At 56.2% G+C, this 15741-nt stretch carries 11 protein-coding genes, 1 tRNA gene and 1 pseudogene; 5 read left to right on the top strand and 8 right to left on the bottom strand.

Annotated elements, in window-relative coordinates; translation table 11 throughout:
• Nucleotides 1–97 precede the first annotated feature (97 nt).
• The 4 genes from AC0L7S_RS02975 to AC0L7S_RS02960 all read right to left on the bottom strand — a co-directional run bounded on the left by AC0L7S_RS02975 (nucleotide 98) and on the right by AC0L7S_RS02960 (nucleotide 4381).
• The gene (locus AC0L7S_RS02975) at nucleotides 98–511 is read right to left on the bottom strand and encodes an aconitase X swivel domain-containing protein (protein WP_473473004.1); all 414 of its coding nucleotides are present in this window, start codon (nucleotides 509–511) and stop codon (nucleotides 98–100) included.
• The gene (locus AC0L7S_RS02970) at nucleotides 511–1752 is read right to left on the bottom strand and encodes an aconitase X (protein WP_473473003.1); all 1242 of its coding nucleotides are present in this window, start codon (nucleotides 1750–1752) and stop codon (nucleotides 511–513) included. Before AC0L7S_RS02970 ends, AC0L7S_RS02975 begins: the two co-directional genes overlap by 1 nt.
• 74 nt (nucleotides 1753–1826) lie before the next feature.
• Entirely contained in the window at nucleotides 1827–3275 is a 1449-nt protein-coding gene (locus AC0L7S_RS02965; protein WP_473473002.1) for an NAD-dependent succinate-semialdehyde dehydrogenase, read from the bottom strand.
• 539 nt (nucleotides 3276–3814) lie between these two features.
• On the bottom strand, nucleotides 3815–4381 hold the full coding sequence (locus tag AC0L7S_RS02960; RefSeq protein ID WP_473473001.1) for a flavin reductase family protein: 567 nt from the start codon (nucleotides 4379–4381) through the stop codon (nucleotides 3815–3817).
• Nucleotides 4382–4811: 430 nt separating this feature from the next.
• Between AC0L7S_RS02960 and AC0L7S_RS02955 the strand changes: the two genes are divergently transcribed.
• Nucleotides 4812–7130 carry a DUF3604 domain-containing protein gene (locus AC0L7S_RS02955; RefSeq protein WP_473473000.1) on the top strand — a complete coding sequence of 773 codons (2319 nt, stop codon included), beginning with the start codon at nucleotides 4812–4814 and terminating at the stop codon, nucleotides 7128–7130.
• Nucleotides 7131–7233: 103 nt separating this feature from the next.
• On the opposite strand, the gene AC0L7S_RS02950 is transcribed toward AC0L7S_RS02955, so the two are convergent.
• Nucleotides 7234–7962: a TetR/AcrR family transcriptional regulator gene (locus AC0L7S_RS02950; protein WP_473472999.1), complete on the bottom strand. Its 729-nt coding sequence runs from the start codon at nucleotides 7960–7962 to the stop codon at nucleotides 7234–7236.
• A gap of 201 nt (nucleotides 7963–8163) precedes the next feature.
• On the opposite strand from AC0L7S_RS02950, the pseudogene AC0L7S_RS02945 reads away from it, so the two are divergent.
• A pseudogene (locus AC0L7S_RS02945) lies at nucleotides 8164–9416 on the top strand (acyl-CoA dehydrogenase family protein).
• A gap of 85 nt (nucleotides 9417–9501) precedes the next feature.
• Complete coding sequence (locus AC0L7S_RS02940) at nucleotides 9502–10554, top strand: phosphotransferase family protein (RefSeq protein ID WP_473472998.1); 1053 nt, start codon at nucleotides 9502–9504, stop codon at nucleotides 10552–10554.
• A 407-nt stretch (nucleotides 10555–10961) separates the two neighbouring features.
• Here the strand turns inward: AC0L7S_RS02940 and AC0L7S_RS02935 are convergent, their stop codons facing one another.
• Complete coding sequence (locus tag AC0L7S_RS02935) at nucleotides 10962–11693, bottom strand: cation efflux transmembrane domain-containing protein (protein WP_473472997.1); 732 nt, start codon at nucleotides 11691–11693, stop codon at nucleotides 10962–10964.
• A gap of 64 nt (nucleotides 11694–11757) precedes the next feature.
• On the opposite strand from AC0L7S_RS02935, the gene AC0L7S_RS02930 reads away from it, so the two are divergent.
• A complete protein-coding gene (locus AC0L7S_RS02930) occupies nucleotides 11758–12180 on the top strand; it encodes a MerR family transcriptional regulator (RefSeq protein WP_473472996.1) in 423 nt (140 codons plus the stop codon).
• 159 nt (nucleotides 12181–12339) lie between these two features.
• Here the strand turns inward: AC0L7S_RS02930 and AC0L7S_RS02925 are convergent.
• Nucleotides 12340–12414, bottom strand: a tRNA-Gln gene (locus AC0L7S_RS02925).
• Between the two features lie 112 nt (nucleotides 12415–12526).
• Complete coding sequence (locus AC0L7S_RS02920; protein ID WP_473472995.1) at nucleotides 12527–12862, bottom strand: VOC family protein; 336 nt, start codon at nucleotides 12860–12862, stop codon at nucleotides 12527–12529.
• Between the two features lie 204 nt (nucleotides 12863–13066).
• On the opposite strand from AC0L7S_RS02920, the gene ppdK reads away from it, so the two are divergent.
• Nucleotides 13067–15730, top strand: coding sequence for a pyruvate, phosphate dikinase (gene ppdK, locus AC0L7S_RS02915; protein WP_473472994.1), 2664 nt, complete (start codon nucleotides 13067–13069; stop codon nucleotides 15728–15730).
• The last annotated feature ends 11 nt before the right edge of the window (nucleotides 15731–15741 follow it).

The following is a 15741-nucleotide window of genomic DNA, read 5'->3' as shown; positions in this document are numbered from 1 at the left end:
CGACGAGTCTAAAGGGGTTCATGCAGGGTGCTTCAAGCCTTTGTTTTTATGCATGTCGTTGTCTGAAAAACCGCTGCACACTTTTGGGCGGCATGTACTAGCGATTGGTGATGGTGACAATGCCCTTGACGGGATCTACGACAAGGCTATCTCCAGTCTGAATTAGCCCGGTGACGTCGCCATCCTCGAATCTGTCAACCATGGTCAAATCGGCGAAGGCGGCACCCTGCGCCAGGATAGTGTTTGCAGCATTGAAGATAATCGCCTTGGGCACGAGGTTGCGAGATGCCATTTCGTGCAACATCCAGGCCGAAGCGACGCCACCTTTCGCGGTGTTGAGCACCAATATCCTGCCACTATAGGTTTCGCCGTAAAGCTTGTGCTGCGGTCGGGAAAAGACCCCCGTGATCCGGTTTAAATCGTAGCGCGCGGAGAAGTTGTCGTCAGCAACCAGTGCTTCTCCCTCGACCTTTTCGCCAATCCCGACATGGCATCTCAACTGGATGGACATCAGACAATCTCTCCGGCGATTGCGGATGCGATGCATTTTTCCATGGAGGCCAACGCTGGCTGATAGCCGTAGCCACCTAGAATATTCACGATCTTGGCGGAGTTGGAGAGCAAACGCTTCCAGCCGTTCGCCTCGCCTATCTCACGGGCGTATTGTTGATAAAAGCAGGTGCCTTGCAGCACTTTGCCGCCAAAACTTTCGATGGTTTCATTGTAGCCCATTCGCTGCGCGTCGATATATACGCTTGGCGCGGTGCAAACGATGAGAGCCGTATCCTTGCTGATGGCTTTGCCCTGGCAGAGTATGGCGACCTGCTGCATTTCCACCAGCGAGAGCTGCGGTGCGGCAAAGACGACGACATCGACCTTTTCGCCGATCCCGCCGTAGGGCTGGCGCAGGAGATCGAGGTCAGCCTGGCCGATTTCAACGACGGGAAGGTTCGCGGCGTTGACATCGGCTAGCGTTCCACATTCCGGTGTGATGCCAACAATATGGAATAGTGGCGTCGAGCCATAGCTGGCCATGGCCGCACCCATATGCTTGAGTTGATCCGAGGTCGGGGCCTTTTCAATGCCCTCGACAACGGGGATTTCCCAATAGGAACCTGCCTTGCGCCCGATTACGGCACCGAGCACGCCCCAGTCTGTCAGACCATTCGGTTGTTCGCACACACGATATCTGCGCGTTGCCCGGCGATGTTTGTCGAGATGCAGCCCGTAGCGCGGTGTTCGCCCGGTCAACCCCGCCGCAAGGGCTGATGGCCCGCCTTCAAAGTTCGATCTGGCACCACAAACACTGTTCGAATAGATCACGACGCCGGTATCACCATAGGCCACGTGATCGCCCATCACTGGCGGCATAATTGTCTGGTAGTTGATACAGGTATCGGTCATCATGATCCCCAGCTTGCGACAGGCGGCCACAAAGCGGCGTTCCAGGTCAGCCATTTCCTCGGTTTGACCAAGCGGATCGTAATAGGTGAGATCGACGCCACGCGGGTCCGTGATCGTCGGCACCCTTACCTGACGTTGTGCCTCGGGCAACGCCGAGAACCGCTCGACGAACTCTACGCCGGCCAGCCCTACTGACTCGGGATCACCCATCATGTGGGCTTGGCTGACTGGCACCAAATCTTGCGCATCGAACATACGCCCGACTTTAACCTGGTGATCCATTGCCCATTGTCTTGCCAAGCCCATTTCTCCGGCGAGCATGGCTTTTTCCTCGTCGTTCAGCTTCAAATCCGATCTCCTTGAGGCGTTGGCTTGTATCTACGCAGGAAAGAGGCGCTCGCCGGTTGTTTGCGTCAAAGTGATCAGTCCGCAAAATGGGAGATCATTTTCGATGTCAGATATGCCTGAATCGCTTCCGAGCCGCCTTCGGTTCCATAACCGGAGTCCTTGACGCCACCGAACGGCACCTCGGGAAGAGCAAGACCATTATGGTTGATCGTCGTCATGCCCGCCTCGATGCGCATGCCAAGCTGCTGGGCCGTCGTGGCGGACCCCGTGAACGCATAGGATGCGAGGCCGAACGGCAGGCGGTTCGATTCCTCGATAGCGTCATCAAGCGTCGAAAACGGCATGAACGATGCGACTGGCCCGAATGGCTCTTCGTTCATGATGCGTGCCGAAGTCGGCACATTCGACAGAACAGTCGGCTCAAAGAAATTGCCCTTGTTGCCGATACGATGCCCACCTGTCGTCAGTTCCGCACCGCTTTCGCAAGCCTCTTGAATCATGCTTTCGAGAGCGGGGATGCGCCGCTCATTGGCAAGCGGACCCATCTGTGAGCCCTCTTCCATGCCATAGCCGACCTTGATCGCCTTGGCGGCCTCGGTGAATGCGGCCACGGCCTTGCCGTAGACGCCCTTTTGGACAAGGAAGCGCGTCGGTGCCACGCAGACCTGCCCGGCATTGCGGAACTTGGCGGTGGCCAGAACCTTGACGGCCTTATCGAGATCGGCGTCGTCGAAGATGATCGCCGGGGCATGGCCACCGAGTTCCATAGTGGCGAGTTTCATGTGCTGGCCGGCAAGCGCGGCAAGATGCTTGCCAACAGGCGTCGAGCCGGTGAAGGAGATCTTGCGTATAACCGGATGCGGAATGAGATATTCGGAGATCTCTGCTGGTACGCCATAAACGAGGTTGACGACACCGGCAGGAATGCCGGCATCGTCAAAGGCGCGGATCAGTTCAGCAGGCGCGCCGGGTGTCTCTTCCGGGGCTTTGACGATGATCGAGCAGCCAGCACCAATCGCTGCGGAGAGCTTGCGAACGATTTGATTGATCGGGAAATTCCAGGGTGTAAAGGCTGCGACCGGGCCGACCGGAAGTTTCACAACCATCTGCATCACGGCCGATGCTCGGGCTGGCACTATCTGCCCATAGGTGCGGCGCGCTTCTTCGGCGAACCAGTCGATTACGTCGGCACCGCTGAGTACTTCCATCTTTGCTTCGGTCAGCGGCTTGCCCTGCTCGCGCGTCATGATCGCGGCGATACGGTCGCTGCGCTCGCGCAACAGACCGGCCGCCTTGCGCATGATCTTCGACCGTTCGAACGCCGACATTGCGCTCCACACTTTGAAGCCATGATCTGCTGCCTCAAGTGCAGCGTCCAGATCCGCCCTCGTTGCATGCGCAACCGTACCGATTGTCTCGTCAGTTCCCGGATCGAGTATCTCGATGGTCTTGCCCTCGATACCGCCGCGCCACACTCCATTGATGAAAAGTTGCGTCGATGGGTAGTCCAGAATATCCGTCATTACTTCACTCAAGTCCTTCTAATAATTCAATTCTCACTTGGCACTAGTGCATGTCGCCCAAAAGTGTGCAGCGGTTTTTCAGACAACGACATGCACAAAAACAAAGGCTTAAAACACCCTGCATGAATCCACTCAGGCGCGGTGTGCTTTAGTAACGAGCTTGCAGGCGTAGGTCCATGCGCCGCAGACTTCGCGATGGAAGACAATCATCGGACCAAAGCTGAAAACCAGAGCATTCGCCAGCCAACGAACCGAGGCCGCCGCGGCGCCAATTTCCCAAACCGTGTGGCCAAGTTTGACCGTGTCGAATTTGAACCTGTGGCCGAGGGTCTGTTGAGCACCAGCCTCGCACGCTGACACTCAGCAGGCCTTAGCATAGTTATGAGGAGTGTGCATTGCAGCCGGTGTGCCGAATCTGAAATTCGCATCGGAGATCTCGAAATCAAATGAAACGAGCTTCAAATCCACCGCGTTTGAGGTGTCAAGTTGATTTGCGGTAACATAAATCAGTCAATATAATTGATGTTGAAATAGTATTATCATACATGATGGAAGCATTTATCCTTGTAAATGAGGCTTTTTGCGTCACGAATACCGCTTATCGTCTTTATATAACCAAAAAATACAAAGTGGGTGCCTTGTTGAACAAAATCATGCAACAGGCAATCGAATGAAGTGATCGCATTATCCAGCAGGGGAGACCCGATCGGGCTTGTTGTCCAATCGCCCTTCGCAAAACGTTCTTCACCATGAAGCTGGTCCATGCCAGCAAACCGCTTCGCCAGTGAAATCTGGTCTTCCGCGAGAATGTTTACTGCGAATGCTCCCGAACGAATGATGAAATCACAGCATTCAGAGTGGCCGTTGATACATGCGAGCAAAAGCTGCGGTTCGCTGGACACCGAACATGTAGCAGTTACCGTAAGCCCTCTTCTTTCGTTCAAGTGCCTTGCAGTAACAATCGTCACCCCACCAGGCAAACTCCGCATTGCCGCTCGAAATTGATCTCCAGATGTATCGACAGCACTCTCAAACGTCATCCGATGATTTGCCAATGCGGGTGTCCAGGTCGAATTGCATTGCCGGTATTGTTCGTCATTCTTCAAGTTGATCTCCATATTCCCCAGGCCTTTTGCCATTTCGGAATGAGTGGATATGCTTCACGCAGCCAATGCCTGATTTTAAAGTGACAAAAAGCGAGCGGGAAAAAAACGAAACATTCTAAGGCGTGCGTAAGTGACACTACTCGGTCCGGGCAGCCGACACTCCTTCTTCAGCAAGGATCAGATTGATGTGCGGCTTGGCCGTTAGTGCGTGTCGCCCAAGAGTGTGCAGCGGTTTTGGGCGACATGCACAAAAACAAAGGCTTAAAGCACTCTGCATGAATCCCTTTAGACGCGATGTTCTTTGGGCCTGATGCAGGATCTATCGATTCAGCGAGGCACTTTCAGTAGGTTCCATTTTGGAGGGGATGATTTCGATGGCCAACGATCAACGGGAAGGCGCGCCCGTCTTTTCAGATGCAAAGAGTATGAGATGAACGAGAACCGGCACTGCCCGCCACCGCGCCCTTGGGAAGAGATCGACAGTGGCGTGGTGCGTCATGCAATCCGGCCAGAGGAATTGGGTCATGCCGAAATTTCCCCGTCTGGTCAGTTCGAGGCTGGGTCTTATGCGTCGTTCACACTCATCTACACGGCGGGTCTGTTTGGGATCGACGATTCGGGCAGCTTGCGCATCTGCTTCCGTTTCGCCTCAGACCAGGGTAGCCCGCAGTTTGATGATCCAGCGGGAGCGGGATATTGCACCGTCGATGCTTCAAATGGCGCAGTTCTACAACTCCGCTGGGACCCGAAAGGCAACGTCCGCCCCTGGGACAGGACGCTATGGATCAAGGTTGTCAAAGGATTCCTGCAAGAGGGTGACACGATCACCGCCCGTTTCGGGGTAACCGATCATGGCGGTCCGGGGATGCGGTTGCAAACCTTCTGCGAGGATACGTTCGAATTCCGGGTGCTAGTGGACCCGATTGCGACCTTCAATTTCCAACCTCTACCGGTTCAGCCCAGTGTTGCTATCGTGCCGGGCCCGCCGGTGCGGTTCATCGCGATGCTGCCGACATTGCGCCGCCCCGGCCAAGACTTTTCGCTGAAACTCAAGGGCGAGGACAGATGGGGCAATCCATCCGCTGGCTGCAACCACACCTTCCGGCTCGAGCCCAATGGTCCGATCGAAGGACTGCCTGAGAGCATAACGCTCAAGGCAGGCGATTTTCTGACTGAGCTTTCGGGCCTGCGGGTCAACACACCCTGCACTGTGGCAATCAAGCTGAAGGATGCGGCGGGCGCCATCGTGGCGCAAACCGGCCCGTTGCGTATCGAGGACTGCGAATTGGTGCATTATTGGGCTGACATGCACGGGCAGTCCGAAGAGACCATTGGCACCGGCAGCGCGCGCGCCTATTTCGCCTTCGCCCGAGATCGAGCCTGGGTCGATGCATGTGGCCATCAGGGTAATGATTTCCAGATCACGGATGAATTCTGGGGTGAGTTGAACCGCATCACGGCAGAATTCGACGAACCTGGTCGCTTCGTGGCGCTTCCGGGCTATGAATGGTCGGGCAATACGTCACTTGGAGGGGATCGCAACGTGTTCTTTCCCAGCGAAGGACGCGTCATTCGCCGCTCCTCCCATGCGCTGATCGAGGGTGGAAACAAGGATGACACCGATTGTTTCACAGCTGATGAGCTTTTCAGGGCATTTGCCCAGGATGAGGAATTCGATGTTGTTTGCTATGCCCATTGCGGTGGGCGCTACGCCGATATTGGTCTTGCCCATGACGGCCGTTTCGAACGATCTGTGGAAGTGCATTCATCGTGGGGAACTTTTGAATGGCTCGTGCATGATGCATTCAGCTTAGGCTATCGGGTCGGCATCGTCGCCAATTCTGACGGCCATAAAGGCCGGCCCGGCGCGAGTTATCCTGGCGCGGGGAAATTCGGGGCTATTGGCGGTCTGACATGTTTCAACCTGGCTGAATTGTCACGCCCCGAATTGCTCGATTGTATGCGCAAGCGGCGCCACTATGGGACGAGCGGCGGAGATGCCGGTCGTGTTTTTATCGACCTTGCAATCCGCTTCGATATGGAAGCCGCGATATACCACGATGATCCAGCGCTGAGCGATGCTCCTTCCTTCGCGGGGAACGAGGCGATGATGGGCGATATCGTGCATCTGAAAAACGGTGGTGCAGAACTGGCGGTTTCAGTGCAGGCGAAATCACCGATCGAACGGATCGACATTTTCAACGGCCTTGAATTGACGGAGACGTTACGCCCCTACTCGTCTGAAGACTTGGGTCGAAGAATCCGCCTGCATTGGGAAGGCGCGGAATATCGCGGCCGCTTCCGGGAAGTCATCTGGGATGGCGAGGCAACTGTTTCCGGCAATAGGATCGAAGCGGCAGCTCCGATCAATTTCTTCAACCCCGATAAAACGCTCATTCAAACTGGGCCGGGAGAGGTCCGCTGGGAGGCGCTGACGACTGGCAATTTTAGCGGCGCGGACATCGTTCTGTCTGATTTTGCAGCGGGCATTCTCTCGGTAAAGACGCCGTTGATTTCCTTCGATATTCCGATCGAGAAAATAGGGATCGACGATATCGTATATGATGCTTCGGCGAACCTGCCGCGCTTCTTCAAATTGTTCCGGCTGCCAGATGAAAACGCACATTTTGCCCACAGTTTCCACCGTTCACTGGCTCTGCACGATGACGGAGATAACCCCATTTATATCCGCGTCACCCTCGAAGACGGAACCCGCGCCTGGACAAGTCCAGTTTATATTTTCCGATGAAGATTGATCCTGTCTGGGGATCGTGTTTGCCAGGTGATTATCCAGCCATCCCTGGTACTCTCGACACGTTCCGGCTCGTCGCGACCATCGGATTTGATATCGATTATGCGACAGCTCCGTTGGGCGGGGAGGATACGTTCAATCCTGCTTCGACAAATCCTGTAACGGCGGCGATGTAGTGTTCTATCTTGACACTCCGTTTTCTGTATTTGCTGCGTTTGACATACCAGTCTTGTAACAGCGGTTTGATCAGCGACGCTGCGAGTTCAACGTCGTGAACCTGGAAGACCCCTTTATCTATTCCGCTCCTGATCGCGGTCTCGAATACGGCTTCCGTCGCAAGTTCGCTGTCGACAGCCAATTTACGCGCCGGTACGGGAAATGATTTGGCTTCCATGAAGGCGAAGACGAACCAGGGGAGCATCGCTTCCGTCAGCCGGATGTGGGTTTCGATCAGCCATCGCATCAGGCCCACCGGATCGTCGTTCAACGTAGCCGGCGGTGTGGTCAGCGTAACGCTCACCGTGTCCGAGACCTCGAGCAGGATCATTGTCAACAGCGTCTCCTTGTTGGCAATGTAGGAGTAGAGGCCACCCGTGCTGAGATCGGTTTCTCTGGCGAGATCGCGCAGCGTCATCGCATGGAAGCCGCTATGGTTTGAAAGCTTGAGCGTCGCCTGCATGATGCGGGCAAGATTGGCAACAGCCAGATGCGGTTTTTGAACGCTGATGGTGGCGCGGTTCCGTTTCAGGATGCGCCCGCATATCGCTTCCATCGTCAAGAGGTTGAGCATCTGCACGTCAGTCGAGATGGTCAAGGTGTCTCCATTCATTGACGGTACTCTCCAACGCAGACGTTTCCAGTACCACCGAAATTACCGGGACAGGAATCCGGCTTGCAAGATGCATTCTTTGAGCTTAAAAAAACGAGCGCTCGTTCGATTTTTTAAGGATCCCATGTTTATGCCCCTTACCGAACATTCCGGCAAGACTGCGTTGGTCGCCGGCGCTTCGGGTGGCTTTGAGGTGAAACCATGAATTTCGAGATCACTTCGCAGGTTGAGAATTTCCGCCAACGCATTGCCGATTTTGTCGATAGCGAAGTGTTGCCGCTGGAGAGTGCCCCATCCTCCTTTGACGCTCACGGCAACATCTCGCAGGATCTCCTTGCCGCCTTGCGAGGCAAAGCGAAGGCTGAGGGGTTGTGGTGCCTGCAACTGAAATCCGCTACCGGCGGGGTAGGGCTGGGAAAGGTGGGAATGGCCGTATGCTATGAGGAGATGAACCGTTCGATTTTCGGGCCGGTCGTCTTCAATTCGGCTGCGCCCGATGATGGCAACATGATGGTGCTGGAAGCACTCGCAACGGAACAGCAGAAGAAAATCTGGCTGAAGCCCATTGTCAATGGTCGCGTTCGCTCGGCCTTTGCCATGACCGAGCCGCATCCGGGCGGCGGTTCCGATCCGTCGATGATTCAAACACGAGCGGAAAAGCGCGGCGACATCTACGTCGTGACGGGCCGCAAATGGTTCATCACTGGGGCAGAAGAGGCAGGCCACTTCATCTTGATCGCGCGGACCTCCGACGATGCACGCAATGGATTGACGGCGTTTCTGTTCCACAAGGATCAGCCGGGGTGGAAAATCCTGCGTCGCATCGAGATCATGGGTCCGGAAGAACATGGTGGTCATTGCGAACTTGAATTCAACGGGCTCGAAATTCCCGCCGAAAACATCCTGCTCGGTGAAGGAAGGGGCTTAAAGTGACGCAGGCCCGGCTCGGCCCGGCGCGGTTGACACATTGCATGCGCTGGCTTGGCCTTTCCAAGCGGTGTGTGGAAATTGCACGCGCCTATGCTGCAACGCGCCAGGGATTTGGCCAAAGGCTGGCAGACCGGGAAAGCATCCAGCTCATGCTGGGCGATATCGCCATGCGCATCGAAATCGGCCGGCTGCTGGTGATGAAGGCAGCATGGGCTATGGATCGCGGCAGCTTTTCGCGCAAAGAGATTTCCATGGCCAAAATACAGGTCGCCAACGTGCTGCACGACGCGGCCGACATTGCGATCCAGATCAACGGTGCGCGGGGTTATTCCAAGGACACCGTGCTGGAATGGATTTATCGTTATGCGCGCCAGGCACGTCTGGTCGACGGCGCGGATGAGGTGCACAAAATGGTGCTCAATCGTTCCCTCGACGAGGAGGGGCCGCAGTTCTGGCGCTGGGATACGGCAACAGACGAGCAACCTGCCCCGGATGGAATGGCGCTATCAGGCGGCGTAGCATGATGGCCGACGATGCAAGTTTCATCATCAATCCAATCCATCAAATGCCGGGACTGCACACTTAGGGGCACTGAGGAGGAGCGCGCCCGTGACAGATCATAACAACGCACAAACGGCCACAGCCCCCGACTTTGACCCTGCTGCGATCCAGCAATTCCTCGCGAAGCATTTCGGTGAGGCTGGCGCGTCCTTCTCATGTGACAGAATCACCGGCGGCCAATCCAATCCGACCTACTTCCTTCGCTATGGAAGCCACGACATGGTTTTGCGCAAGCAACCGGCTGGGCCGATCCTGCGCGGTGCGCATGCCATTGACAGGGAATTTCGGGTGCTCAATGCGCTATCCGCTACCGATGTGCCGGTACCGCGGGCAATCCTCTATCATGAAGATCGTAACCTGATCGGCACGCCGTTCTACCTGATGGAGCACCTCGACGGCCGGATATTCCATGAGAGTTCGCTGCCCGATTTGTCGCCAACTGAGCGGCGCGGAATTTATCTTGGCATGGCCAGGACGCTGGCGAAGTTGCATGCAATCGACCCCGACGCCATCGGCCTTGAAAGTTTCGGTCGACCCGGTGACTATTTCGAACGGCAGATAGGACGCTGGACGAAACAGTATCGCGATTCACCTGGCGGTCCCATTGCCGCGCTCGACGTGCTGGTGGATTGGCTGCCAGCAAACCTTCCCAGGGACGACGGCCAGATTTCCATCGTCCATGGTGACTTCCGGCTTGGTAACATGCTGTTCCATCCAAGGGAACCGAAAGTCATCGGGCTCCTCGACTGGGAGCTTTCCACACTTGGCCATCCGCTAGCCGATCTCGGTTTTTGTTGCATGCCATGGCACACCTCGCCGGACGAATATGGTGGCATTCTGGGTCTGGATTGGCAGAAGTTGGGAATTCCGTTACAGGCAGAGTTCACAGACCACTATTTCACCCATGCGCGGCAGGGTTCCGCGCTGCTGCCATTTCATATCGTCTTTGCGCTATTCCGTTTCGCCGTCATCTTCGTGGGAATAGCCGACCGCGCACGCATGGGAAATGCTGCCGGTGCCAATGCCGAGAACGTCGCGCCGCTCGCAGGTCGCTTTGCTGCCCGCGCTTTGGAGATCATCGACGGACTTCACCCGTTGTGAAAACTCACCGAACTGCATCCTTGTGCATGCAACATTGGCTAACCGGCTCACCTGCGTATCCGGGAGTAGCGCAACTGAGACAAAACTGGGTCGATTGATGGGGAGATGCAGCCATCGGGCTGAGGCGCCGGAATATTTGCGGCGATTTGATGCTGCGTTGGAGCCGTTTGACTGCCTGATAGAAGCATCCGACCATTGAGGTCGGAGGCCGGTCGATTGTCCTCAACAATCGCCTGGAGCACTGTCGGTTGATCGACGACGCGATGGCCGATCCTGATATTGGCGCATATGAGCTTGCCGAAAGGATCGTCGGTGAAGTGAGCGAAATCTTTATGAACGCCTAGCCGCCCGATCCTCACCGTTTGACCAGAAGCCTGCCGCTCACCCAGGCGGGCTTTTTCGTTGCGCTATTCGGCAGCTAAAGGATGCGAGCGTTGTCCCTCCCGATATTCATTCCACGCTTGCCGAAGGATTTGGATGGAGGAAGTTAGGAAAATTCCGGCCATGACTGCCGCCACGATCAAATCAGGCCATTTGGACGCCATTCCCCAAACGCCTATTGCCGCCAGCATCACCGCGCCGTTGCCGATGGCATCGTTGCGCGAACAGAGCCAAACAGAACGCACGTTGGCGTCACCGTCCTTGTAAGGCAGCAGAAACAGAACAGATGCCACATTGGCGGCAAGGGCGAGAAGGCCGATAACGCCCATGACTTCGGCACTAGGAGTCCCAAGGACAAACGTCCGATAGATCGTGGAACCGAAAACCCAAAGCGCCATCAGAAAGAGTGATAGGCCCTTGAACAGCGCCGCCGTGGCGCGGGTTCGCAGGGATGCTCCGATGACGGCGAGGCTCAACCCATAGGTTACGGTATCGGCAAGGAAGTCCAGTGCATCGGCCTTGAGCGCCTGCGATCCGGCAAGTTGGCCGGCGACCATCTCCACTAGAAACATCACTCCATTGATGCCGATGACCGTCCAAAGAATGAGCTTGTAGCGTGAGTCCATTCCGTCGAAGACGGGAACCCCAGTCGGGCAACATCCGTCTCCGGCTTGATGCTGGACGGTTTTCGAAGGAAGCACCAGCGACGGCGGGGCGCAACAGGCGTCCGTTTCGGAATTACAACACGGATCGGTCATGGAATGCTCCTTTAACCGAGACACAATACTTCCTATAGTCACTAGAGGTTCAAGAGGCTCTGTGATGAATTTTTCAATAGGGGAACTTTCGAGACGGACCAAGGTCAAAGTGCCAACAATCCGCTACTACGAACAGATAGGGCTTTTGCCTTCGCCACCGCGCACGGTAGGCCAGCAACGCCGTTACGATGACAGCCATACCTCCCAGCTTAACTTTGTTCGTCACTCGCGCGAGCTTGGCTTTGAGGTAGATGCCATTCGTGAGTTACTGGCAATGAATGCCAAGCCTGACCAGTCATGCGCGAAGGTTGACGCAATGGCGAGGCGGCACATTGCCGGTATAGATCACCGAATCGCACACCTGACCATGCTTCGCGCGGAATTGCAGCGCACCGTTGATGAATGTGGGCGCGGACGCGTCTGCGAATGCCGTGTCATCGAAACATTGGCAGACAGTGGTCATAACCATGGCCGCTTGGCCGATTAATGAGAAGACATTGCCCGGCGCAAATGCTCCCCGGATATAGGCTGGCTGGTGGCGTAGGTTTCCATACGCGGGGTGCCATGTAGATCATCCACTCGTATGTAACATTTAGCATTTTCTAATATTTACGGAGTGATTGAAAAACATAGGAAAATAGAGGTGTGGCTGGGGCGCCAGGATTCGAACCTGGGAATGACGGGATCAAAACCCGTTGCCTTACCACTTGGCGACGCCCCAACTATCGACGATTATTGCCGATCACGACCGGCCTTATAGGCAGAGCCGATCAAAAGTACAATCCGCTGAAGCACTGTCATAGACCAGTTTTTTCATTGGGGTGCCGATCAGGCTATTGCCCCCACACTGCAAGCTCGTTTCCGGCCGGATCGGCGAAATGGAATCGCCTGCCGCCGGGAAATGAAAATATCGACCTGATGATAGTGCCGCCGGCATTTTGAACCGCGCTCAATGTTTCTTCGAGGTTTTCGCTATAAAGAACAGGCAGCGGCTTGGCTGGTGCATCAGTCTGGAACCCACCCTCAAGCCCCTCATCGAATGCGGAATATGCCGGCCCGAAATCGGTAAACGACCACGAAAACGCAGCGCTATAGAATGCCTTGACGCTGTCCAGCGTTCCCCCGGACGCAGACATTTCAAGATAGTCGAGCTTGCCGGTCTGTTTCATTATTTCAACCTGCGCTTATTTGTTCCTGATACGTTCTACAACTGACGCAGGGAAACGGCAAGTCCGGCCAACTGAATTTCTCTTAATCGATTGTAGGCGCCGACTTGGCCATGATCGCCTTGCCTTTCATGGCTCGGCATTTTATCGCTCGCCGGGGCGGTTCCAAAGGGGTTCCGTCAAACTCCGCAGGTTTGAGGATCAGGCATGACCAAGTGGGTTTATACCTTCGGCGACGGGGCAGCGGAAGGTCGCGCAGATGACAAGAGCCTTCTCGGCGGCAAAGGCGCGAACCTTGCAGAGATGTGCAGCCTTGGCCTTCCGGTACCTCCGGGGTTCACCATCACGTCACAGATGTGCAACTGGTATTATGATAATGAACGCACTTATCCCGACGCATTTGCCGATCAGATCAAGGCGGCACTTGACCATATCGCCCGCCTGACAGACCGCCGCTTCGGCGATCCCGCGAAGCTGCTGCTTGTATCGGTCCGCTCCGGTGCGCGCGCTTCGATGCCGGGCATGATGGATACAGTACTCAATCTCGGCCTCAACGACGAGACGGTGGAGTCGCTGGCCGCCGATTCTGGCGATGCGCGCTTTGCCTATGACAGCTACCGCCGCTTTATCCAGATGTATTCGAATGTCGTTCTGTCGCTCGACCACGAAGTTTTCGAGGAAATTCTTGAAGACCAGAAGGCCAGCCTTGGCCATGAACTCGACACGGAACTGACGGCGCTGGAATGGCAGGGCGTCATCGCGCTCTACAAGGCCAGGATCGAGGAGGAGCAGGGCAAGCCGTTTCCCCAAGACCCGCGCGAGCAATTATGGGGAGCAATCGGCGCGGTCTTCGATAGTTGGATGAATGCACGCGCAATAACTTATCGGCGCCTGCATGGCATTCCGGAAAGCTGGGGCACTGCGGTCAATGTTCAGGCCATGGTGTTCGGCAATATGGGAGAGACATCCGCCACCGGCGTTGCCTTCACGCGCAATCCGTCGACCGGCGAAAACATGCTCTACGGCGAGTTTCTGGTAAACGCGCAGGGTGAGGACGTTGTTGCCGGCATCCGTACGCCGCAAAACATTACCGAAGCCGCGCGCATCGCTGCCGGATCGGACAAGCCATCATTACAAAAGTTGATGCCGGGCGCTTTCGATTCCTTCGTGGAGATTTCCAATCATCTGGAACAGCACTACCGCGACATGCAGGACCTTGAGTTCACCATCGAACGCGGCAAGCTCTGGATGCTGCAAACGCGCTCCGGCAAACGCACGGCCAAGGCGGCTTTGAAGATCGCCGTCGAGATGGCAAGAGACGGCCTGATTTCGAAAGAGGAGGCCGTTGGGCGTATTGACCCCGCTTCGCTTGACCAACTGCTCCACCCGACCATCGACCCGAAGGCCGAACGCAATGTCATTGGCATCGGCCTTCCCGCGTCACCGGGCGCTGCGACCGGCGAGATCGTTTTCTCGTCCAACGAAGCCGAGGATATGAAGGCGCAGGGCCGCAAAGTCATTCTCGTCCGTGTCGAGACAAGCCCTGAAGATATACACGGAATGCATGCCGCTGAAGGCATTCTCACGACGCGCGGCGGCATGACCAGCCATGCAGCCGTTGTCGCGCGCGGCATGGGCAAGCCATGCGTATCGGGCGCCGGTTCGTTGCGCGTCGATCACAAGAAGGGAACGCTCACCGCGCTTGGCACCGTTTTCCAGAAGGGCGATGTGATTACGATTGATGGCGGCAACGGGCAGGTGCTGAAAGGCGCAGTACCCATGTTGCAGCCGGAACTGTCCGGTGATTTTGCCGCCATCATGGAGTGGGCGGACACGGCACGGCGCATGACGGTGCGCACGAATGCCGAGACCCCGGCTGATGCGCGCATGGCGCGCTCCTTTGGAGCCGAAGGCATCGGCCTTTGCCGCACAGAGCATATGTTCTTCGATGGCGAGCGCATCACCGCAATGCGCGAAATGATCCTCGCCGATGTGGAAAAGGACAGGCGAGCAGCACTTGCCAAGCTGTTGCCGATGCAGCGTTCCGATTTTATCGAACTGTTCGAGATCATGGCGGGCCTGCCGGTGACGATCCGGCTTCTCGATCCGCCGCTGCACGAGTTCTTGCCCAAGACGGAACAGGAGATTGCCGAAGTCGCAACGCTCATGAATGTCTCGGCTGAGAAATTGCGTCAGCGCACCGAAACCCTGCATGAGTTCAACCCGATGCTTGGCCATCGTGGCTGCCGGCTTGCGGTATCATATCCGGAAATCGCGGAGATGCAGGCGCGCGCGATTTTTGAAGCAGCCGTAGAGGCAGGCCGAAGGGCTGGCGAACTCATTGTTCCCGAGATCATGGTGCCATTGGTCGGTCTGGTGAAGGAACTCGATTATGTGAAGGCGCGCATTGATGCGGTGGCCAAAAGCGTGATGGAGGAAACAGGCGTCAAGATCGAGTATCTTACCGGAACGATGATAGAATTGCCGCGTGCCGCAATACGCGCGCACGTCATTGCCGAAACGGCCGAATTCTTCTCGTTCGGCACCAACGACCTGACCCAGACGACTTTCGGCATTTCACGCGATGACGCGGCTTCGTTCCTTGAAACCTATCGCCAGAAGGGCATTGTCGATCAGGATCCTTTCGTCTCGATCGACGTCGATGGCGTTGGTGAACTGGTGCGGATGGCCGCGGAAAAGGGCAGGGCGACACGTCCCGACATCAAGCTTGGTATCTGCGGTGAACACGGTGGTGATCCCGCCTCGATTCATTTCTGTCAGCAGGTTGGGCTGGACTACGTTTCCTGTTCTCCCTACCGCGTGCCGATTGCCAAATTGGCAGCAGCCCAGGCAGCGATCAGCAAGGAGTGAGCATCACTGGT

This window comes from Mesorhizobium sp. G2-6-1 (assembly GCF_055809095.1).
Note: the sequence above shows the minus strand (reverse complement) of the source record. Positions and strands in the feature narration are given on the sequence as shown.

Excerpts from the sequence above, each read along its gene's own strand:
- AC0L7S_RS02975 (WP_473473004.1), bottom strand. The coding sequence starts at position 511 with ATGTCCATCCAGTTGAGATGCCATGTCGGGATTGGCGAAAAGGTCGAG.
- AC0L7S_RS02965 (WP_473473002.1), bottom strand. The coding sequence starts at position 3,275 with ATGACGGATATTCTGGACTACCCATCGACGCAACTTTTCATCAATGGA.
- AC0L7S_RS02955 (WP_473473000.1), top strand. The coding sequence starts at position 4,812 with ATGAACGAGAACCGGCACTGCCCGCCACCGCGCCCTTGGGAAGAGATC.
- AC0L7S_RS02950 (WP_473472999.1), bottom strand. The coding sequence starts at position 7,962 with ATGAATGGAGACACCTTGACCATCTCGACTGACGTGCAGATGCTCAAC.
- AC0L7S_RS02935 (WP_473472997.1), bottom strand. The coding sequence starts at position 11,693 with ATGACCGATCCGTGTTGTAATTCCGAAACGGACGCCTGTTGCGCCCCG.
- AC0L7S_RS02930 (WP_473472996.1), top strand. The coding sequence starts at position 11,758 with ATGAATTTTTCAATAGGGGAACTTTCGAGACGGACCAAGGTCAAAGTG.
- AC0L7S_RS02920 (WP_473472995.1), bottom strand. The coding sequence starts at position 12,862 with ATGAAACAGACCGGCAAGCTCGACTATCTTGAAATGTCTGCGTCCGGG.
- ppdK (WP_473472994.1), top strand. The coding sequence starts at position 13,067 with ATGACCAAGTGGGTTTATACCTTCGGCGACGGGGCAGCGGAAGGTCGC.